Origin of the sequence: Frigidibacter sp. MR17.24, assembly GCF_037095655.1 — a bacterium.
Lineage (GTDB): Bacteria > Pseudomonadota > Alphaproteobacteria > Rhodobacterales > Rhodobacteraceae > Frigidibacter.
On sequence record NZ_JBAWKE010000002.1, the window covers coordinates 759,679 to 780,451 of the forward strand.

The 20,773-nt window shown below is 71.7% G+C and carries 19 protein-coding genes; 12 read left to right on the forward strand and 7 right to left on the reverse strand.

Annotation, left to right across the window (positions count from 1 at the left end):
* On the forward strand, positions 1 to 1,285 hold a 1,285-nt coding region (locus V8J39_RS11015), incomplete at its 5' end, for a helix-hairpin-helix domain-containing protein (RefSeq protein WP_336460927.1).
* 365 nt (positions 1,286 to 1,650) lie between these two features.
* On the opposite strand, the gene V8J39_RS11020 is transcribed toward V8J39_RS11015, so the two are convergent.
* On the reverse strand, positions 1,651 to 2,337 hold the full coding sequence (locus V8J39_RS11020; RefSeq protein WP_336460928.1) for a response regulator transcription factor: 687 nt from the start codon (positions 2,335 to 2,337) through the stop codon (positions 1,651 to 1,653).
* A 171-nt stretch (positions 2,338 to 2,508) separates the two neighbouring features.
* Here V8J39_RS11020 and ribA point away from each other — a divergent pair, with 171 nt between their 5' ends.
* Together ribA and V8J39_RS11030 are read left to right on the forward strand one after the other, a co-directional pair.
* Positions 2,509 to 3,600, forward strand: coding sequence for a GTP cyclohydrolase II (gene ribA, locus V8J39_RS11025; protein WP_336460929.1), 1,092 nt, complete (start codon positions 2,509 to 2,511; stop codon positions 3,598 to 3,600).
* The gene (locus tag V8J39_RS11030) at positions 3,597 to 4,097 is read left to right on the forward strand and encodes a L,D-transpeptidase family protein (protein ID WP_336460930.1); all 501 of its coding nucleotides are present in this window, start codon (positions 3,597 to 3,599) and stop codon (positions 4,095 to 4,097) included. Before ribA ends, V8J39_RS11030 begins: the two co-directional genes overlap by 4 nt.
* A 72-nt stretch (positions 4,098 to 4,169) precedes the next feature.
* On the opposite strand, the gene V8J39_RS11035 is transcribed toward V8J39_RS11030, so the two are convergent.
* The 4 genes from V8J39_RS11035 to V8J39_RS11050 form a co-directional block, all read right to left on the reverse strand.
* Entirely contained in the window at positions 4,170 to 5,075 is a 906-nt protein-coding gene (locus V8J39_RS11035; RefSeq protein WP_336460931.1) for an AEC family transporter, read from the reverse strand.
* 12 nt (positions 5,076 to 5,087) lie between these two features.
* Entirely contained in the window at positions 5,088 to 5,744 is a 657-nt protein-coding gene (locus V8J39_RS11040) for a YggS family pyridoxal phosphate-dependent enzyme (RefSeq protein WP_336460932.1), read from the reverse strand.
* A gap of 4 nt (positions 5,745 to 5,748) precedes the next feature.
* Positions 5,749 to 7,947 carry a tetratricopeptide repeat-containing sulfotransferase family protein gene (locus tag V8J39_RS11045; protein ID WP_336460933.1) on the reverse strand — a complete coding sequence of 733 codons (2,199 nt, stop codon included), beginning with the start codon at positions 7,945 to 7,947 and terminating at the stop codon, positions 5,749 to 5,751.
* A 151-nt stretch (positions 7,948 to 8,098) separates the two neighbouring features.
* Complete coding sequence (locus tag V8J39_RS11050) at positions 8,099 to 9,106, reverse strand: porin (RefSeq protein WP_336460934.1); 1,008 nt, start codon at positions 9,104 to 9,106, stop codon at positions 8,099 to 8,101.
* A 541-nt stretch (positions 9,107 to 9,647) separates the two neighbouring features.
* Between V8J39_RS11050 and V8J39_RS11055 the strand changes: the two genes are divergently transcribed.
* The 8 genes from V8J39_RS11055 to alaE all read left to right on the forward strand — a co-directional run bounded on the left by V8J39_RS11055 (position 9,648) and on the right by alaE (position 18,344).
* Positions 9,648 to 10,148: a DUF3576 domain-containing protein gene (locus V8J39_RS11055; protein ID WP_336460935.1), complete on the forward strand. Its 501-nt coding sequence runs from the start codon at positions 9,648 to 9,650 to the stop codon at positions 10,146 to 10,148.
* A 155-nt stretch (positions 10,149 to 10,303) separates the two neighbouring features.
* On the forward strand, positions 10,304 to 12,865 hold the full coding sequence (gene leuS, locus V8J39_RS11060) for a leucine--tRNA ligase (protein WP_336460936.1): 2,562 nt from the start codon (positions 10,304 to 10,306) through the stop codon (positions 12,863 to 12,865).
* On the forward strand, positions 12,852 to 13,376 hold the full coding sequence (gene lptE, locus V8J39_RS11065; RefSeq protein WP_336460937.1) for an LPS assembly lipoprotein LptE: 525 nt from the start codon (positions 12,852 to 12,854) through the stop codon (positions 13,374 to 13,376). The genes leuS and lptE overlap by 14 nt, the downstream gene beginning before the upstream one ends.
* Positions 13,373 to 14,395 carry a DNA polymerase III subunit delta gene (gene holA / locus V8J39_RS11070; protein ID WP_336460938.1) on the forward strand — a complete coding sequence of 341 codons (1,023 nt, stop codon included), beginning with the start codon at positions 13,373 to 13,375 and terminating at the stop codon, positions 14,393 to 14,395. Before lptE ends, holA begins: the two co-directional genes overlap by 4 nt.
* 128 nt (positions 14,396 to 14,523) lie before the next feature.
* Complete coding sequence (locus V8J39_RS11075) at positions 14,524 to 16,056, forward strand: sensor histidine kinase (RefSeq protein ID WP_336460939.1); 1,533 nt, start codon at positions 14,524 to 14,526, stop codon at positions 16,054 to 16,056.
* Positions 16,057 to 16,270: 214 nt separating this feature from the next.
* Complete coding sequence (locus V8J39_RS11080; protein ID WP_336460940.1) at positions 16,271 to 16,723, forward strand: lytic transglycosylase domain-containing protein; 453 nt, start codon at positions 16,271 to 16,273, stop codon at positions 16,721 to 16,723.
* 121 nt (positions 16,724 to 16,844) lie between these two features.
* Positions 16,845 to 17,861, forward strand: a complete 1,017-nt coding sequence (locus tag V8J39_RS11085; RefSeq protein WP_336460941.1) for an LLM class flavin-dependent oxidoreductase — start codon at positions 16,845 to 16,847, stop codon at positions 17,859 to 17,861.
* Positions 17,862 to 17,900: 39 nt separating this feature from the next.
* Positions 17,901 to 18,344, forward strand: a complete 444-nt coding sequence (gene alaE, locus V8J39_RS11090; RefSeq protein ID WP_336460942.1) for an L-alanine exporter AlaE — start codon at positions 17,901 to 17,903, stop codon at positions 18,342 to 18,344.
* On the opposite strand, the gene V8J39_RS11095 is transcribed toward alaE, so the two are convergent.
* On the reverse strand, positions 18,341 to 19,519 hold the full coding sequence (locus V8J39_RS11095) for an NAD(P)/FAD-dependent oxidoreductase (protein ID WP_336460943.1): 1,179 nt from the start codon (positions 19,517 to 19,519) through the stop codon (positions 18,341 to 18,343). The genes alaE and V8J39_RS11095 overlap by 4 nt on opposite strands.
* Before the next feature lie 127 nt (positions 19,520 to 19,646).
* Between V8J39_RS11095 and V8J39_RS11100 the strand changes: the two genes are divergently transcribed.
* Entirely contained in the window at positions 19,647 to 19,952 is a 306-nt protein-coding gene (locus tag V8J39_RS11100; protein WP_336460944.1) for an HNH endonuclease, read from the forward strand.
* Positions 19,953 to 20,143: 191 nt separating this feature from the next.
* On the opposite strand, the gene V8J39_RS11105 is transcribed toward V8J39_RS11100, so the two are convergent.
* Positions 20,144 to 20,758 carry an enoyl-CoA hydratase/isomerase family protein gene (locus tag V8J39_RS11105; protein WP_336460945.1) on the reverse strand — a complete coding sequence of 205 codons (615 nt, stop codon included), beginning with the start codon at positions 20,756 to 20,758 and terminating at the stop codon, positions 20,144 to 20,146.
* Positions 20,759 to 20,773 lie beyond the last annotated feature (15 nt).

Below are 20,773 nucleotides of genomic sequence, written 5' to 3' on the forward strand. Positions count from 1 at the left end.
CACCTACGGGGTGCCGCTGTTCCAGGAACAGGCGATGCAGATCGCGGTGGTCGCGGCGGGCTTCACGCCCGCCGAGGCCGACCGCCTGCGCCGCTCGCTCGCCACCTTCAAGCGCATGGGCACGATCGGCGGGTTCCGAGAACGCTTCGTCTCGGGCATGCTCTCGCGCGGCTACGGCGCCGATTTCGCCGAACGCTGCTTTGCGCAGATCGAGGGCTTCGGCAGCTACGGCTTCCCCGAAAGCCACGCCGCCAGCTTCGCGCGCCTCGTCTACATCTCGGCCTGGCTGAAGCGCCACCACCAGGCGATCTTCACCTGCGCGCTGCTCAATTCCCAGCCGATGGGCTTCTACGCCCCGGCGCAGCTGGTGCGTGACGCCCGCGACCGCGGGGTCGAGCTGCGCCCGGTCTGCATCAACCGCTCCGACTGGGACTGCACCGTGGAGTCCCGCCCCGACGGCGCGCTCGCCCTGCGCCTCGGGCTGCGCCAGATCCGGTCCCTGCGCGAAGAGGACGCCCGCTGGATCGTCGCGGCGCGCGGCAACGGCTACCCCGATGTCGAAAGCCTCTGGCGCCGCGCCGGCATCCGCCCCGACGCGCTGGAACGCCTGGCCGAGGGCGATGCCTTCGCCGCCCTCGGCCTCGGCCGGCGCGACGCGCTCTGGGCGGCGAAGGCGCTGCGCGCGCCAAAGCCCCTGCCGCTCTTCGGGGGCGAGGGCGAGGGCGGCGCGGAACCCGCGACCACCCTGCCCTCGATGACCCTCGGCCAGGAGGTGGTCGAGGACTACCTGTCGCTGCGCCTGTCGCTGCGCGCCCACCCGATGGAGCTGCTGCGCCCCCGCCTGACGGACAGCCTGCCCAACGACCGCCTGCCGCAGGCCGGTGGCCGGGTGACGCTCACCGGCCTCGTGATCACCCGCCAGCGCCCCGGCACCGCTTCGGGCGTCATCTTCCTCACGCTCGAGGACGAGACCGGCGTGGCCAACGTGGTGGTCTGGTCGCGGATCTACGAGACGTTCCGCCGCGCGGTGATCGGCGGCCGCCTGCTGCGCGTCACCGGCCGGATCGAGCGTGACGGCCCGGTGACCCATGTCATCGCCGAGGCGATCGAGGACCTGACCCCCCTGCTGCTCACCCTCGGCCGCCCGGTCCTGATCGCGGTCAACGACGGCCGCGCCGACGAGACCCGCCGCCTCGTCGGCGGCTCGGTCGCCGGCTCGGTCCGCTCTCCGATGCACCCGCGCGACCAGGCCAGGGCGATGTTCCGCAGCCGCGACTTCCACTGACGCCCGCTTCGACTTTGCCCAAATATCCCGGGGGGGCCCGCAGGGCGGGGGCGGAGCCCCCTCTTCCCCCGTTCCCGTACACCCCTGCCCTTATGCGCAGGCAATTTTACGCAGGCCCGGCCGGGCGGAGGGCTGCGCCTTTTGCAGCCCCCGCCGCGCCACGAAAAAAAGCCCGGGCACAAGGCCCGGGCCAGTCAGACAGGGAGGGAAGCCGCGACATGACCCCGTCGCGGAAGGGCTTGGGTAATTCATCTCGGGCGGTTGTGCCGGCCCGGTGCAGTCAGAACGTGGCACTGCACGACCGGTTCCCTCGCCCTTTGCGAAATCTCTGCCGCGCCGCGCGCCAGGACCCCACAACCAGCCCGTCAGGCGACCAGCCGATAGCCGCCCGCCTCGGTCACCAGAAGCCGCGCGTTCGAGGGATCGGGCTCGATCTTCTGGCGCAGCCGGTAGATGTGGGTCTCCAGCGTGTGGGTGGTCACCCCGGCATTGTAGCCCCAGACCTCGTGCAGCAGCACGTCGCGCGCCACCACGCCATCGGGCGCCCGGTACAGGAACTTCAGGATGTTGGTCTCCTTCTCGGTCAGCCGCACCTTCCGGTCCTTGGCGTCGATCAGCATCTTCATCGACGGGCGGAAGGTATAGGGGCCAAGCTGGAAGACGGCATCCTCGGACTGCTCGTGCTGGCGCAGCTGGGCGCGGATCCGCGCCAGCAGCACCGGGAACTTGAACGGCTTCGTGATGTAGTCGTTCGCCCCGGCATCAAGGCCCAGGATCGTGTCGGCATCGGTGTCGTGCCCGGTCAGCATCAGGATCGGGCATTTCACGCCCTGCTTGCGCATCCGCCGGCACAGCTCGCGCCCGTCGGTGTCGGGCAGCCCGACGTCGAGGATCACCAGATCGAAGATCGCCCCCTTCACCTTCTCGATCGCGTCATGGCCGGTGCCGGCCTCGAACACGTCGAAATCCTCGGTCGCCACCAGCTGCTCGCTCAGCGCCTCGCGCAGGTCCTCGTCGTCGTCGACCAGCAGCAGCTTCTTCAGGTTGGGCATCGCTCGCGCCTCCGTGGGGTCTCGTGTGTCTTGGTGACCGCAGATGCGCGCCGGCGCCACGACCGGCAAGATTTGCTACACCGCGCTCACGCGCACGTGTCGCCTGCACGGCAAATGTTTCAATTTCCGACAGCCGGGACTATCTAGGCCGGGCTAGACGGAGGTTGGCCCATGCCGCTCGGCCCCACGATCCTCGAACGCCTCAACCGCGCCCGCGCCGACCTGCGCATGGGGGTTCCCGTCGTGATGACCCTGCCCGGTCACGCGGTGGTCGCCGTCGCGGCCGAGGCGCTCGACACCGCGCGCCTCGCCGCGCTGCGTGCCCTCGGCCCGGGCCTCGTCATCGCGGTCACCGACTGGCGCGCGGGCACGCTGAAGGCGCGCGCCTATGACGGCGACCTCGCGCGGATCGCCGTCCCGCCCGAAGCCGGGCTCGGCTGGCTGACGGCCGTCGCCGATCCGGCGCAGGACCTGACCAACCCGATGAAGGGCCCGTTCACCTCGCTGCGCGACGGCCCGGCCGACCTGCACCGCGCCGCGATCCGGCTCGCGAAATCCGCGCGGCTGCTGCCCGCGGCGCTGGTGCTGCCGGTCGCTGACCCGCTGGCGCTGGCGCTGCGCGAGGGCCTGACGCTGCTCGACATGGCCGAGGCCGGCCCCGCGCTCGACCTCGCGGCGCCGCTGCAGCCGGTGGTCAACGCCCGCCTGCCGATGCAGGCCGCGGAAAAGGGCCGCGTGCACATCTTCCGCCCCGACGACGGCGCCGACGAGCACTACGCGATCGAGATCGGCCAGCCGCCGCGCGACCGCCCCGTTCTCGCGCGCCTGCACTCGGCCTGCTTCACCGGCGATGTGCTGGGTTCGCTCAAATGCGACTGCGGGCCCCAGCTGCACGCGGCGCTCGGCCAGATGGGGGCCGAGGGCGCGGGGGTGCTTCTGTACCTCAATCAGGAGGGCCGCGGCATCGGGCTGGCGAACAAGATGCGCGCCTACTCGCTGCAGGATCAGGGCTTCGACACCGTCGAGGCCAACCACCGCCTGGGGTTCGAGGATGACGAGCGCGACTTCCGCATCGGCGCGGCGCTCTTGCGCCAGATGGGCTTCGGCGCGGTGCGGCTGCTGACCAACAACCCCGCCAAGGTGCGCATGCTCGGCGCGAACGGCATCGAGGTGACCGAGCGCGTGCCCCTCGCCGTCGGCCGCTCGCGCTGGAACGCGGCCTATCTCGACACCAAGGCCGCGAAATCGGGGCACCTGCTGTGAGCGTCCACGACCTCGTCCTGACCCCCACCGGCCTGCGCTTCCGCGGCCGCCGCTTCGCCTGCACCATCGGCCGCGGCGGCCTGACCGACGACAAGCGCGAGGGCGACGGCGCCACGCCGCGCGGGGTCCACCAGATCGTCGGGCTGCTGTACCGCCCCGACCGGATCGACCCGCGGCGCCTGCCGCGCTGGGCCCGCCCGATCCGGCCCTTCGACCTGTGGTGCGACGCGCCGGATCACCCCGACTACAACCAGATGGTCGCGGCCCCCTTCGCCGCCAGCCACGAGGTGCTGCGCCGCCCCGACCCGATGTACGACATCATCCTGGTGACGGACTGGAACTGGCCCGAGGCGACGCCGGACGCCGGCTCGGCGATCTTCCTGCACCAGTGGCGCCGCCCCGGCCGCGCCACCGCCGGCTGCATCGCCTTCGCCCGGCGCGACCTGCTGTGGATCGCCGCCCGCCTGCGCGAAGACACCCGGCTGGTCGTGGCCTGACGCCACACCGCCCTTTCGCATTGGCAGAAATATCCCGGGGTCCGGGGCGGCGCCCCGGTCCGCCCCCGCCGCTCAGAACAGCCCGCGGGCCACCGCGATCCACGGCGGCAGCGTCAGCACCGACCAGATCGTGGTCTGCGCGACCATGGTCGAGGGCCAGCGCGGATCGGCGCCGAAGACCGAGGCCAGCACGTGGCTCGCCGCCGCCGTCGGCAGCGCCGCGAACAGGATCAGCACCGCCCCCCGCGCCGGGTCCAGCCCCAGCGCCAGCACCGCGCCCAAGGCAAGCGCCGGCAGCACCAGCAGCTTGATCGCCCCGATCGCCAGGGTGAAGGGCGTGGGCCTGAGCAGCGCGCCCCAGTCCAGCATCGCGCCGACCGAGATCAGCGCGATCGGGATCGAGGCCGCCGCCGCCCGCCCCGCGCCGTCCATCAGCAGCGACGGCACCGGCAGCCCGGTCAGCCCGACGGTCATCCCCGCGACGGTGGCAAGCAGGAACGGATTCAGCGCCACCCGCTTCGCCGTGGCCGCGATCCCCAGCCCGCCGCCGCGCGACAGCGCCGAGACCGCGAGCACGTTGGCCAGCGGCACCCCCATGCCGATCGCCACCGGCATCAGCGCCTGCGACTGCGGCGGCAGCGTCGCGATGCACACGAATCCCAGCGCGGTGTTGAACCGCCAGGCGACCTGCCAGGACCCCGCGAAATCGATGAACCGCTCGGGCCCCAGCGGCCGCGCCAGCCAGCCCAGCCCGAAGCCCGCGAACAGCAGCCCCCAGACCAGCAGCCCCAGTCCCGCCAGTTCCGACACCGCGATCGGGCGCGACGAAGCGGCGACGAACAGCAGCGCCGGGAACAGCACCTCGAAGTTCAGCCGGTCGAGCCCGCGCCAGGCTTCGGCCGCCAGCCGGTTGCGGATCGCGCCGCCCAGCAGGATCAGCAGGAAGTCGGGCGCGACCGTGGCGAAGATCTCGTACATCGCGCCCTTTCCTCAGGCCCGCGGGGTCCGCGCCCCGAAGATCGCGCTGCCGACGCGGACATGGGTGGCGCCATGGGCGATCGCGGTCTCGAAATCGCCGCTCATGCCCATCGACAGGCCCGACAGGCCGTTGCGCGCGGCCATCTGCGCGAGCATCGCGAAATGCGGCGCCGGGTCCTCGGCATCGGGGGGGATGCACATCAGCCCCAGCAGCGGCAGGTCCATCATCCGCACCGCGGCGACGAATTCGTCGACCATGCCGGGCAGCACCCCCGCCTTCTGCGGCTCCTCGCCGGTGTTGACCTGCACGAAGACGCCCGGCGACACGCCGCGGGACTGCGCCATCCGCGCCAGCTTCTCGGCCAGGCTCGGGCGGTCGACGGTGTGGATCGCCTCGAACAGCTCGACCGCCTGCTTGGCCTTGTTGGTCTGCAGCGGCCCGATCATGTGCACCTCGCAGCCCGGGAAGCGCTCGCGCCAGGCCGGCCATTTCGCCGCGGTTTCCTGCACATAGTTCTCGCCGAACAGCCGCTGGCCCGCCTCCAGCACCGCCTCGACCCGCTCGGCCGGCTGGATCTTCGACACCGCGATCAGCTTCACCGACCCGCTCGCGCGCCCCGCGGCGGCCTCGGCGGCGGCGATCCGCGCCCTGATCTCGTCCAGTCCCATCGCGTCAGTCCTTCGGGCAGAGGTCACCGAGGGCTTCGAACAGCTCCCCCAGATGCGGTTCATAGCGCCGCCATGCGGCAAGCGAGGCGGTCGAGATCGGCTGGCGGGCCTGGAAGACCGACAGCGTGTCGATCTTGCGGCTGGTCTGGTGGAACGACAGGCAGGCGTCCTCCCACTCCAGCCCGCAGGCGGCGATCAGGGCGCGGGTCTCGGCCTCGGGATCGGCCACCAGCGTCTCGTACTGGATCTCGTGGAAGCCGCCCGGCATCTCGGCGCGCCAGAACTCGATCATCTCGACGAAGGTGCGATAGTATTCGCCAAGGTCGCGCAGGCTGGTCGAATAGCCGTGCGTGCCGTCGAGGAACTTGTTGCGATAGATCGACAGCAGGTTGTCGCGCGGGTCGCGGCGGACGACGACGAAGCGCGCGTTCGGCAGCGCAAGCTTCATCAGGCCGAGGTACATGTAGGTCTGGATCGACTTGTCGGTGACCTGCAGCGCGCCGGGGAAGCGGCGGCGCATCTCGTCGGCATAGTCACGGCCGAAGGCGGCGATCTCGGCGTCGGGCACGCTGCCCAGCGCCCGGACCCCGTCGCGGTCGAAGACCAGCCGCGTGGCCATCGAGGCCGCGACATTGGCCTCGCCCGCGCCGGTGACGCGGCTGTGGCTGGCGATGATCTGCTCGACCAGCGTCGTGCCCGAGCGCGGCATGCCGGTGACGAAGATCGGCGCGAAGGCGTCGGTGCCACCGACGCCGCGGGTCCAGTCGTGGCCGGCCAGCGACTGCTTCACCGCCGCGACCTCGCGCCGGCGCAGGTCCATGTCGTAGGGATCGGCGGCATGGGCGATGTCGTTGGCGGCCCGCAGATAGGGGAACACCCGGTCATAGGCCTTCATATCCTCGAGCGCCTTGACGATCGAGAAGCCGAAGCTCGATCGCTGGGCCTCGGGCAGGGCCGGGTCCTCGAAGGTGGCGATCATCCGGTCGAGCAGCGGGTCGCCCGCGGTGACCTTGTGCGAGGCTAGGTAGCCGCGAAGGATCTCGCCGTTGCGGGGGTCGAGGTCGATGGCGCGGCGGAACAGCGCCTGCGCCTCGTCGAACCGGCCCAGCGTCTGCAGCACCGAGGCCTTGCCCGCGACCGAGGCCGCGTGGTCGGGGTCGAGCGCGAGCGCGCGGTCATAAAGGTCCAGCGCCTCGGCATCGCGATCAAGCCGCGCGAGCGCCTGGGCGCGCTGCTCGATCGGGCCGGGACGCTTGGGGTCGAGCTTCATCGCCCGGCCGAAGGCGGCTTCGGCGGCGGCGAAGTCGCGCAGCCGGGTCTGGACCGCGCCCAGCACCATCTGCGCGAGCGCGTTACGCGGCTCGAGCTTCGCGGCCTTCGCGGCATAGGGCAGCGCGGCCTCGTGCCGGCCGTGGCGGTTGAGCAGCCCCGCGAGCCGCACCAGCGCCGGCACATAGGCGGGGCCGGCGACGACCGCGCGTCGCAGCATCGCCTGGGCCTCGTCGTCGCGGCCCGCCTGGGTCAGCAGCAGCGCCATGTTGTCGAAGGGCTGCGGGTCGGTGGCGTCCAGCTTCGCGGCCTGGGCAAAGGCCTGGATCGCCGCGTCGCGCGCGCCCATCGCGCCGCGCGCGGCGGCAAGCAGGTTGGCGGCCGGTGCCAGCTTCGGGTCCTGTTTCAGCAGTGCGAGCGCACCGGCCTCGGCCTCGGCCGGGCGGCCGGCGGCGAGCGCCTCCATCAGCCGGTTCATCCGCGCGCGCAGCGGCGGCGGCAGCTTCGGCGCCGGGCGCTTGCCGGCGAAGCGGTCCTGCAGCGCGACCCGCGCCGCCGGCGGCAGCGGCGCGCGGCGCAGGCCGGCCAGCAGCTCGGCCTCGGTCACGGGGCTGGCGTCCAGCGCCACGGCCTCGGCCCAGATCTGCCAGACGGCGGGTTCGGCCGGGCGCGCCTCGACCGCGGCGCGGGCCTGGGCGATGGCGGCGGGATAGCGGCCGACGTCGATGTAGATGCGGGCGGCCTGGAAATGCACCTCGGCCGAGGGGCCGGCGGCGAGCAGCCGCTGGTAGATCGCCAGCGCCTCGTCGAACCGGCCCGCGCGCTGCAGGCCCATCGCCCGGGCATAGGCACGTGCCGGATCGGCGGCCAGGTCTGCGGCCAAGTCTGCGGGCAGGTCTGCGGCGGGCTCGGCTTCGGGGCGGGTCGTCGTCATCGGCATGTCCTTCGCGGTCGGGCGGACCATAGCCGTGCCCCCCCGCCCTGTCGAGCCGAGCGGCCGGCGCCGCCGCGTCGGAACGGCGTGGCCCGAAACGAAAAAGAGCGGGCCGAAGCCCGCTCTTTCCCGAAACTCGGATCCGGAAGGATCAGAAGCTCATGTTCATGCCGATCGACCAACGGTCCTGATCGCCACGCTCGGTCGAGACGTCCGAGGCCCAGCCGGCGGCCAGGATCGCGCCGCCGCCGAGGTCGTAGTTCACGACCACGCCGAAGCCGTCGGCTTCGTCGACAACGTTATCCCAGTAGGTGATCTCGTCGTCGAATTCCCACTTGCCGTAGTTGGCGGCAACGAGCAGGGCGCCGGTTTCGTAGCCGAGGCCGATGCCGTAGTAGGTGCGGTCCGACGAGTCGCCCATGTCGTAGTCGACATAGTTCAGGACGGCGGTCAGGCCGAAGGCGGTCGAGGCCGAGATGCTGGCACCGATCACGTCCATGTCGTCCGGAGCGGTCGCGCCGAGCGAGATGAACTTCGACGACTGCCCGGTCTGGTAGCCGAGGCCGAAGCCCAGGTCGACGCCGCCCAGCGAGGTGGCGTACTTGATGCCGAGGCCGATCATCTCGTCGCCGATTTCGTAGCCGGCGGCTTCGCCGTTGCCGTCATCCTGCTCCATCGACGCGGCGACAGCGAAGTCACCGAACGAGTATTCGTAGCGCAGGACCTGGTCGTCGTAGTAGCCGTCGGAGTTACCCGAGTAGCCCGGCCAGCTGGTGCCTTCGTCGGTGATCGAGGTGCCCATGGCGGTCTCGGTCAGGGCCCAGTCCAGCGCACCGTCGGTGTCGCCGAGGGTCAGCTTGCCGAAGGCGCCCGAGATCCACGCCGTGCCGTTGTCGCCGGCCGGATCCTGGTTCTCTTCCGACGAACCGTCGGCGTCGAGGCGGTAGGTCGCACCGAAGGCCAGACCGGTGTCGGTTTCGCCCGACATCACGAAGTTCAGGTTGTACGAGTTGTGGAACTGGGTGGTGTGCTCCGGGCCACGGCCGAAGCCGTCGGCGCTGGTGACGCCCATTTCGGCAGTGCCCTTGACCGTCACTTCAGCGGCGGCGGCGCCGGCGAAGGCGCAGAGCGCGGTCGACGCAAGCAGAATCTTTTTCATCGCTTCCCTCGTTGTCTCAAAGCTGCGCCCAGTCAGGGGAATCCGATCTGGGTATGCCCCGACTCTTTCCGCTTTCCGCCGCACCATTGCAACGATCACGGGTCCCGGCGCGGGAAGATGGCGATGCGTGGTGCAGACTTGCCACAGTCGCGCAACAGCCCCGGCGAGATCCGGCCCCGAAATCCCGCCGCATCCAGTCTTTACAAGCCCGTGCGCGAGCGCGCGGCCATGTGCGCGACTGCGATCTCCGGGCGCTTTCAGGCCGCGGCAGGACTGCGGGAGACCTCTTCACCGCGTGATGGAGCGTGACTCACCCCCCGAGTCGGCCCGGCCCACCGCCGGCCGCGCGGGCGCCGCCCGCCCCTCCAAACCGCCGGCCCCCACATCGCCCCGCCTCCCCCGGCCCGACGGCTGCCGACCGCAAGGGGCCGCGGGTGCCGCAGGCCGGAACGTGCCGCCGCCGCGCCCCCGGGCGTGAGAGGCTTGTCGCCCCGGGTGGCTTGGTCTAGACAACGGGAAACGACGAACGGGGACGGTCTTCATGCCTGCCAATGCCTTTCCGGGTCTTCCTGCCCGGCGCTCGCTCCTGGTCCTGGCGCTCCTCGTTCCGCTTGCCGCCTGCGCCTCGCGCGAGGCGAACCTGGACCAGCGCGAGGGCCTCGAGGCGATCAACGCCTCGCCGAACGCCCCGCGACGTTCCTCGGTCTTCGACCTGTTCGAGCGCAGCGCCGATCCCAACGTCACCGTCGAGGTCAACCGCTACCTCTGGCAGGCCAGCCTCGAGGTGCTGAACTTCCTGCCGGTGCAGTCGGTCGACCCGTTCTCGGGCGTGATCATCACCGGCTACGGCACCCCGCCCGGCGGCGGCCGGTCGTACCGCGCCACCGTCTACGTGCAGGACCCCGCGCTCGACGCCCGCAGCCTGAAGGTCGCGCTGCAGGGATCGGGCGGCAGCCCGGTCTCGGCCGAGACCACCCGCGCGGTCGAGGACGCAATCCTGACCCGGGCCCGCCAGCTGCGCATCCGCGACGCCCGGCTCTGACCGGGGCGGGGGACGGGGGCGCCGCCCCCGGGCCCGTGCCGGGCCCTCCCCCGGGATATTTTCGCCAATGCGAAAGCCTGCGGGCGCGCGGCGCTGGACCTCGGCGGGGCGGGCTGTATAACGGCCGGCGGCAGATTTCCCCGAGAGAAGACCCCATGTCGCGCTACGATCCCGCCGTCACCGAACCGAAATGGCAGGCCGCCTGGGACGAGGCGGGGGCCTTCCTCGCGCGTCGCGATCCGGCGAAGCCGAAGTTCTACGTGCTCGAGATGTTCCCCTACCCCTCGGGGCGGATCCACATGGGGCACGTGCGCAACTACACGATGGGCGACGTCGTGGCGCGCTACAAGTCGTCCTGCGGCTTCTCGGTGCTGCACCCGATGGGCTGGGACGCCTTCGGCATGCCGGCCGAGAATGCGGCGATGGAGCGCGGCGGCCACCCGAAGGACTGGACCTACGGCAACATCGCCGACATGAAGGCGCAGATGAAGCCCTTGGGCCTGTCGATCGACTGGACCCGCGAATTCGCCACCTGCGACCCGGAATACTACGGCCAGCAGCAGGCGATGTTCCTCGACATGCTGGACGCGGGCCTCGTCTACCGCAAGTCGGCGCAGGTGAACTGGGACCCGGTCGACATGACCGTGCTGGCCAACGAGCAGGTCATCGACGGCCGCGGCTGGCGCTCGGGCGCGCTGGTCGAGCGCAAGGAGCTGACCCAGTGGTTCTTCAAGATCTCGGAGATGGCCGGTGACCTGCTGTCCGCGCTCGACGGGCTGAAGGACTGGCCCGAGAAGGTGCGCCTGATGCAGGCCAACTGGATCGGCCAGAGCCAGGGCCTGCAGTTCGCCTTCGCCACCGTCGGCGCGCCCGAGGGCTTCGACGGGTTCGAGGTCTACACCACCCGCCCCGACACGCTGATGGGCGCCAGCTTCGCCGGGATCTCGCCCGACCACCCGCTGGCCAAGGCGCTGGAGAAGACCGAGCCCAGGGTCGCCGACTTCGTCGCCGAATGCCGCCGCACCGGCACCTCGGCCGAGGCGCTGGAGACGGCCGAGAAGAAGGGCCTCGACACCGGGATCCGGGTCCGCCACCCGTTCGACCCCGCCTGGGAGCTGCCGGTCTACATCGCGAACTTCATCCTGATGGACTACGGCACCGGCGCGATCTTCGGCTGCCCCGCCCATGACGAGCGCGACTTCGAATTCGCCACCAAGTACGGCCTGCCGATCAACCCGGTGTTCCGGCCGGCGGCGTCGGACGCCTCGGATGACGAGGTGGCGCTGGCCGAGGCCTTCGTGCCGCCGAAATCCGAGCCGGTGCGCTACATCCGCGGCTTCGCCGGCGAGGCGCACCAGACCGGCGAGGCTGCCGTCGCCGCCGCCATCGCCGATTGCGAGGCCCGCGGCATCGGCCGCGGCGTCACCAACTACCGCCTGCGCGACTGGGGGCTGAGCCGCCAGCGCTACTGGGGCTGCCCGATCCCGGTGGTGCATTGCGCCGCCTGCGGCGTGGTGCCCGAGGCGAAGGCGAACCTGCCGGTGCGCCTGCCCGACGATGTCACCTTCGACCAGCCGGGCAACCCGCTCGACCGGCACCCGACCTGGCGCGACGTGCCCTGCCCCAGCTGCGGCGCGGCGGCGAAGCGCGAGACCGACACGATGGACACCTTCGTCGACAGCTCGTGGTACTTCGCGCGCTTCACCTCGCCCCATGCGAAGACCCCGACCGATGCCGCGGACGCGGAGTACTGGATGAACGTCGACCAGTACATCGGCGGCATCGAGCACGCGATCCTGCACCTGCTTTATTCGCGCTACTTCTGCCGCGCGATGGTCGCGACCGGCCACCTGCCCGAGAAATCGCGCGAGCCCTTCGACGCGCTCTTCACCCAGGGCATGGTCACGCACGAGATCTACATGACCCGCGACGCCGCGGGCCGCCCGGTCTATCACCTGCCCGAGGATGTCGAGAACGGCGCGCTGAAGGCCACCGGCGAGGCGGTCGAGATCATCCCCTCGGCCAAGATGTCGAAATCGAAGAAGAACGTCGTCGACCCGGTCGCGATCATCGACGCCTTCGGCGCCGACACTGCGCGCTGGTTCGTGATGTCCGACAGCCCGCCCGACCGCGACGTCGAATGGACCGCCGACGGCGCCGCCGCGGCCTCGAAGTTCCTTGCCCGGGTCTGGCGCATGGCCGACGAGATCGCGGGTTCGGATGCCGCGGGCACGCAGGGTGAGGACGAGGCGCTGCTGCGCGCCACCCACCGCGCGATCACCGATGTCACCGCGGGGATCGAGGGCTTCGCCTTCAACACCTCGATCGCCAAGCTTTACGGATTTGCCAACGCGATCTCGAAATCGGGCGCGGGGGCGGGCGTCAAGCGCGAGGCGATGGGGGTGATGGCGCAGCTGCTGTCGCCCTTCACCCCGCACCTTGCCGAGGACGCCTGGTCGATGCTGGGCGGCGAGGGGCTGGTGGCGCAGGCGCGCTGGCCCGAGGCCGACCCGGCGATGCTGGTCGAGGACACGGTGACGCTGCCGATCCAGGTCAACGGCAAGCGGCGCACGGAAATCACCGTGCCCAAGGACATGCCCGCCTCCGAGGTTGAAAAGCTGGTGCTGGCGGAGGAGAGTATCGCTCGGGCGCTCGAGGGCCGGGCACCGAAAAAGCTGATCGTCGTGCCGGGACGCATCGTCAATGTCGTCATCTGACCGCCTGCCGCAGAGCCGCCGCCTGTTCCTGCAACGGGGCCTCGCGCTGACCGCGCTGGGCCCGCTGGCCGCCTGCGGCTTCCGCCCGGTCTATGGCACCGGCGGTCCGGCGCAGAACCTCGTCGATCGCGTCCGCGTCGACGATCCGGGCGATTCCAACTCCTTCTACCTTGTCGAGCGGCTGGAAGAGCGGTTGGGCCGCAGCGATGACGCGCAGTACCGGCTGGGCTATACCATCGGCGTCAACCAGCGCAGCCTCGGGCTGACCGGCGCCAACACGGTCACGCGCTACAACATCGACGGCACCGTGAACTACCGCCTGACCCGCGCGGCCGACGGCCACCAGCTGGCCACCGGCATCGTGCGCACCTTCGTCTCGTTCTCGTCCTCGGGAACCACGGTCGCCACGGCGTCTGCCAATGCCGACGCCTATCAGCGCCTGATGCGCCTGCTCGCCGACCAGATCGTGAACGAGCTGATCGCCTCCTCGGGACGCTGGAGCGCCACGTGAAGCTGGCGGGGGCCGCGGCGACTCGGTACTTCGCCAAGCCCGATCCCGCCCGCACCGGCCTGCTGATCTTCGGCGCCGACGCGATGCGCGTCGCGCTGCGCCGGCAGGAGGTCGTGGCCGCCCTGATCGGGCCCGAGGGCGAGGCCGAGATGCGCCTGACCCGCATCCCCGCCGCCGACCTGCGCCGCGACGGCGCGCTGCTGATGGACGCGATGAAGGCCACCGGGTTCTTCCCCGGCTTCCGCGTCGCCTTCCTCGAGGATGCGGGCGACGGCCTGGCACCGGTGGTGGCCGCCGCGATCGCCGACTGGCGCCCCGGCGACGCGGCGCTGGTGGTCACCGCCGGGTCGCTCACCGCCAAGTCCGCGCTGCGCAAGGTCTTCGAGGACCACGCCAACAGCTATGCCATCGGCATCTACGACGATCCCCCCTCGCGCGAAGAGATCGAGGACACGCTGCGCCGCGCCGGCCTCGACGCGATCGAGCGCGAGGCGATGACCGACCTGCTGACCCTCGCGAAAGAGCTCGACCCCGGCGACTTCCGCCAGACCGTCGAGAAGATCGCGCTTTACAAGCACGGCGATGCGGCGCCGCTGAGCTCGGCCGATGTCGCCGCCTGCGCCCCCGCCTCGACCGAGGCCGATGTCGACGACCTGCTGACGATCGTCGTCGACGGCCGGCTGCCCGAACTCGGGCCGATGATGCGCCGGCTCGAGGGGCAGGGCACCAGCCCGGTCACGATCTGCATCGCCGCGTTGCGCCATTTCCGCGCGCTGCACGCCGCCGCCGCCGATCCTGGCGGCCCGGCCTCGGGCATCGCGCGGATGCGCCCGCCGGTCTTCGGCCCCCGCCGCGACCGCATGCTGCGCCAGGCCCAGGACTGGAGCCTGCCCGCGCTCGAGCGCGCCCTGGCCGAGATCGTCGAGACCGACCTGACCCTGCGGTCCTCGACGCGCGCCCCGCTCGGCGCGGTGATCGAGCGTGCGCTGGTGCGCCTGGCGACGCTGCGCCGCCGCTGACACGCGGCCGCTTGCTGCGATGTCAACTATTTGCACGCATCCCGGTTAATACGCATTTCCGTCGAAGCTTCGCCTTGTTTCACGCCAAGACTGCAACTGAAGCGTGTTTCTGTCGAAGGGTTTGCAAGATGACGCGGATTATCGCCTGCATCGCCATCCAGCACGATGTCTCTCTGGTGGTGCTGGCCGCCTTCCTCTGCATCGCCGGAAGCTGGGTCACCGCCAGGCTCTATGCCCAGGCGCGCACCGCCACCGGGCGACAGGTTGTCCCGCTCTACCTGATGACCGCCACCACGGCCGGCGTCGCGATCTGGTGCACCCATTTCGTCGCGATGCTCGGCTTCAGCCCGAACGTTCCGGTCAGCTTCGACCTGCCGCTGACCTTCGTGTCGCTGCTGATCGCGGTGTTCGGCAGCGCCGCGGGCATCGCCATCGCCGCCCGCAGCCGGCGGCGCCGCGCCCCCGCGCTTGCCGGGGCGGTGCTGGGCCTGTCGATCTCGGGGATGCACTACGCGGGCATGATCGCCTACCGCGTCGACGGCCTGGTCTCCTGGGACCGCGGCTATCTCGTGGTCTCGATCCTGCTCGCCGTCTCGCTCTCGGCGCTGGCGCTCACGCTCGGCAGCCGCCCCGGCCGCGGCCGCGAGGCGCAGATGACCGCGGCGCTGACCGCCGCGATCGTGCTGCTGCACTTCACCGGCATGGCCGCCTTCGAGGTCGTGCCCCTCGCGATCCCCGCCGAAGACGTCAACCCCGAGGCGTTCCGCATCCTCGGTCTCGCCATCTCGATCGTGGCGCTGCTGATCGTGCTGGGCGCGCTTCTGGGCAACTACGTCGAGGGCAAGGCGCGGCGCATCGCCGACCTGACCGCGGCGCGCAACGCCGCCGAGTCGGCCAGCCGCGCCAAGTCCGAGTTCATGAGCGTGCTGAGCCACGAGCTGCGCACGCCGCTGACCATCGTGCTGGGCTATGCCGCGATCCTGTCGAACATCAAGAAGACCCAGGTCGCCGGCAGCGACGCCCGCGCCGCCGACAAGGCCGAGCTGTACGGCACCAAGATCGGGACTGCCGCACAGCACCTGCTGGGCCTGATCAACGAGATCCTCGACTATTCCCGGCTGGAACTGGGCGACGGCAAGCTCGACCGCGCGAGCTTTTCCGTCCGCGGGCTTCTGACCCAGGTCGAGGACCAGTTCCAGGGGCTTGCCCGCGACCGCGGGATGCGGCTTGAGATCGAGAGCGACGACATCATCGCCTTCGCCGACCGCGGCCGCTGCCTGCAGATCCTGATCAACCTGATGGGCAACGCCGTGAAGTTCTCGCGCTCGCCGGTGCTGCTGCTGCGCGCCCGGGCCGAGCCCGCGGGCTTCCGGCTCGAGGTCGAGGATCGCGGCTGCGGCATTCCCGCCGACAGCCTCGACCGGATCTTCGAGGCGTTCCAGCAGCTCGAGACGCCCGACAACCGCAGCGAAAGCGGCACCGGGCTGGGGCTCGCGATCTGCCGCAAGCTGGCCGCGGCGCACGGGGGCACCATCACCGTGCGCAGCAAGATCGGGCAGGGCACCTGTTTCACGGTGACCTTCCCCGCCACGGCGCTCGACCGCCGCAGCGCCGCCGGCCCGCGCGACCTCTCCCCGCCGGGCCTGAAGCTCGCGGTCTGATCCCCCAGCGGCGGGTCCCGCCCGCGCCGCTGCGCCCATGCATGGTGGCCCGCGCCGCCATGCGCGCGAAATCCCGCCGGTTGCGCCACCCGTCGGCAAAATCCCGCCGACAGTTTTCCTGCGCGGAACAAATCCCGTTTTGCGGTTAACCCGGCCTTTGGCATCACTTCGGCCAAGGCCGGGCAACGGCCATCACGGGACAGTCGGGAACCACATGACCAAGACCGCGCTGGCACTTCTGGCCGCCCTCGCCTTCGGCACGCTCACCGCCTGCGGCGACGCCACCCCCGACAGCCTGCGCCCCAACCCGCCCCAAGCCGCCGACGTCAGCCGCATGGTCGACGACTATGCCGATCTCTACGGCGTGCCGCGCAGCCTCGCCCACCGCGTGGTGCAGCGCGAAAGCGGCTACAACCCGGCCGCGCGCAACGGCACCTACTATGGCCTGATGCAGATCGCCCCGCCCACGGCCCGCACCATGGGCTATCAGGGGGCGCCGGACGGCCTTCTGGATGCCGCCACCAACCTGAAATACGCGGTCAAGTACCTGCGCGGCGCCTGGCTGGTGTCGGACGGGTCCGAGGATGCCGCGGTCGGCTGGTATTCGCGCGGGTATTACTACGAGGCCAAGAAGCGTGGCCTGCTGAAGGAAACCGGCCTGCGCTGAGGCGCCCCCCGCCACACGACGCCGCGCCGCAAGTTTCTGAACCGCAGCGTTCAGTCTTTCGCCGCCGCGCCTTTCATCGCCGGTCGCCCTCCCCTATGTCTGGGGAGAAAGGAGACCCGCCATGTCTGCCGACCCCCTCCCCTATTCGCTTCTCGACCTTGCCCCCGTCCCCGAGGGCATGGAGGTCTCCGAGGCGCTGCGCAACGTGCCCGAGCTTGCCCGCCACGCGGAATCGCTGGGCTATCGCCGGTTCTGGCTGGCCGAACACCACAACATGGAGGGCATCGCCTCGGCCGCGACCTCGGTGCTGATCGGCCATGTGCTGGGGCGCACGCAGACGATCCGCGTCGGTTCGGGCGGGATCATGCTGCCCAACCACGCGCCGCTGCAGATCGCCGAGCAGTTCGGCACGCTGGCCGAGCTTTACGGGCCCCGCGTCGACCTCGGCCTCGGACGGGCGCCGGGGACCGACGGGATGACGATGCGCGCCCTGCGCCGCGGCATGCAGGACGAGGACCAGTTCCCCCAGGACGTGGTCGAGCTGATGGGGTTCCTCGGCGACCGCCAGCCGGGCCAGCCGATCATCGCCCAGCCCGGCATGGGCACGCATGTGCCGGTATGGATGCTGGGCTCGTCGCTCTACGGGGCGCAGCTGGCGGCAATGCTGGGCCTGCCCTACGCCTTCGCCTCGCATTTCGCGCCCGCGGCGCTGTCGCAGGCGATCCAGGTCTACCGGTCGCACTTCCGGCCCTCGGCCACGCTGGAGCGGCCGTATTTCATGCTCGCGATCAACGTCTTCGCCGGCGAGACCGATGCCGAGGGGCACTTCCTGCGCTCCTCCGCGCTGCAGCAGTTCACCAACCTGCGCATGGGCACGCCAGGCAAGCTGCCGCGCCCGGTCGAGAACGTCGAGGCGATCCTGCCGCGCGCGATCCTGCCCTCGATCGAGAGCCAGCTGTCGGTCACCGCCACCGGCGCCCCGGCGACCATCGCGCGCGAACTTCAGGCCCTCGTCGACCGCTACGAGCCTGACGAGGTGATCCTGACCGGCCAGATCCACGATCCCGCCAAGCGCCGCCGCAGCTTCGAGATCGCGGCCGAGGCGATGCAGCGCATCGCGGCGCCGCTGCCGGCCTGAACCGGTGACAGCGGCGCGGGGCTCTGGCAGGCTCGGCCCATGCCCCGAGCCCTGCCCCGCCCCTCGCGCCGCTTCCTCGTCGACACGGCGACGACGATCGTCTTCTTCACCCTGCTCGCCACGACGGTCGAGCTGCTCGTCGCGGGAATGGAGCCGCGCGCGGTGCTGGCGACGCGGGCGCTGATGGTGCCGGTGATGGTCCTGACGGGGCGGCCCTACGGCGCCTGGCGCGATCTGGTGCTGGCCCGGCTCGTCCCGCCGCGCCGCGGGCCCGTCATGCCGCTCGCCGCGATGCTCGCCGATACCGCGGCCTTCCTGTCGTTCCAGGTCCCGGTCTATGCCGCCACGCTCGCGCTGGCCGGCGCCAGCGCGCCACAGGTCGCCGCCGCGATCGGCTCGGCGATCGTGCTGATGGCGCTCGTCGGCCGGCCCTTCGGCCTCGTGCTCGACACCGCGCGCAGGCTCGCCCGGGTCGCGCCCTAGCGCCGGGCCCGCCGCGCCCGCGCCGCCGCCGCGATCCCCGCGCGCCGGCCCGTCGCCAGGCAACCCGTCAGCAGATACCCCCCCGTCGGCGCCTCCCAGTCCAGCATCTCGCCCGCGGCATAGACCCCGGGCAGCGCCGCCAGCTCGAGATTGCCGGTCAGCGCCCCGACCGCGATCCCCCCCGCGCTCGAAATCGCCTCGGCCAGCGGCCGCGGCCCGGCATGGCGAAGCGGCAGCGCCTTGATCAGCGCCGCGATCTCGCGCGCCTCGGCCGGCAGCGGCCGGCCCCATTCCTGCAACAGCGCGATCTTGACCGGGTCGAGGCTCGCCTTGCGCAGCCGGTTCGGCAGGCTGTCGCCCCGGCGCGCGTTCAGCCGCTGCACCAGCGCCCGCTCGTCCAGCCCCGGCGCAAGGTCGATCGTCGCCGCGGCCCCGTCGCGCAGCGCGGCAGAGATCGCGTAGATCCCGCCCCCCTCGACCCCGCGGGCCGAGATCACGAATTCGCCGGTCTCGACCCGGTCCCCCACCCGCAGCGCGACGCCTTTCACCGGCTGGCCGAACAGGGGCGCCATGTGCTCGGACCACGGCACCTCGAAGCCCATGTTCGCCGGGCGGAACGGCGCCAGCTCGACGCCCGCGGCCTCCAGCACCGGCGCCCAGGACCCATCCGACCCCAGCCGCGGCCAGCTTGCCCCGCCCAGCGCCAGCACCGTCACGCCCGCGCGCACCAGCCGCTCGCCCCCGGGCGTGTCGAAGACCGCGGCGCCGTCGCGCCAGCCGGTCCAGCGCCAGCGCCGCGCCATCCGCACCCCGCCCGCGTCCAGCCGCGCAAGCCAGGCCCGCAGCAGCGGCGAGGCCTTCATTCCCTCGGGAAACACCCGCCCCGACGAGCCGGTGAACAGGGATATGCCAAGATCCTCGGCCCAGCCCATCACCTCGACCGGCCCGAACTCGGCCAGGATCCCCTCCATCCACGGCGCCGTGCGGCGCGCGAAGCTGCGCGGATCCTCGTCCTTGGTCAGGTTCAGCCCCGACTTGCCGGCCATCAGGAACTTGCGCGCGGGGCTGGGCTTGGCCTCGGCCACCAGCACGCCGACCTCCTCGGCCGCCAGCTGCTCGGCCGCCATCAGCCCGGCGGGTCCCGCGCCGATCACCAGTGCCTCGACCTCGTCCATCGCTTGCCTCCGGGCTGCCTGCGCCCCACCTCTAGGCGGTCGCGCCCGGTTAGGAAAGCCACGGGGCTCCCCATGGCCCCCGGGGAAGCGCGCGGCGCGCGTCACGACGCAACCACCGGGGACAGCCATGACCGACGATGCGACCTGCGCCCTCTGCCTGCGCCCGATCCCACCGGACGTGGCCCAGAGCCTGCACCACCTGGTCCCGAAGCTGAAGGGCGGCAAGCACGGCCCGACGGTGCTGCTGCACCACCTGTGCCACAAGGAGATCCACGCCACCCTGACCGAGGCCGAACTCGCCCGCGACTGGAACACGCCCGAACGGCTGCGCAGCCACCCCCGGCTCGCCGCCTTCGCCGCCTGGGTGGCGAAGCGCCCGCCCGGCTTCCTCAGCCGCACCCCCGGCGGCCCGCGCCGCGGCCGGCGCCGCTAAGCCGCCGAACCCCGCTGCACCCTCCGACCGGGCCGCCCCCCGCCCCGCCCTCGACTTTGCCCAAATATCCCGGGGGAGCGCGGCACGCGCGGGGGCGGAGCCCCCTACCTTCCCCTCTCGTCCCCGTTCGCCTTGGCCGAAATATCCCGGGGGAGGCTCCGCAGGAGCCGGGGGCAGCGCCCCCTCCCCGCTCAGATCATCGCCTTGATCGCGGCCACGTGCCCTGCCCCTGCCCCCAGCGCGTCGCCCGCCAGCTCGGCCACCGCCGCCTCCAGCGCGCCCGCGGCCACCACCCGGTCGACCAGCCCCCAGGCGCGGGCCTCCTCGGCCCCGATCCGCGCGCCCGCCATCAGGATCATCTTCGCCCGCGCCGGCCCCGCCAGCGCCACCAGCCGCCGCACGTCCGAGGGCTGCGGCAGGAACCCCAGCCGCATCACCGGGTAGAACAGCCGCGCCCCCTCGACCGCGACCCGCAGGTCGCAGGCCAGCACCATCCCCGACGCGCCGCCTGCCACCGTCCCGTTCAGCGCCGCGACCGTCAGGCAGGGCAGCGCCGCCACCGCGGCCGACAGCCGCTCCCACAGGTCCGAGGTCGCCAGCCCCGCCCGCGCCGCCTCGAGATCCGCCCCGGCCGAGAACACCGCCCCCGCGCCGGTCAGCACCAGCACCCGCAGCCCCGGCGCCACCGCCGCCGCCTCCATCACCGACAGCAGCTCGGCCAGCATCTCCCCGGTCAGCGCGTTCGCCTTGTCGGCGCGGTCGATCACCACCCGCCACAGCCCCTCGTCCCGCTCCACCCGGATCATCGTCCCTCTCCCTTC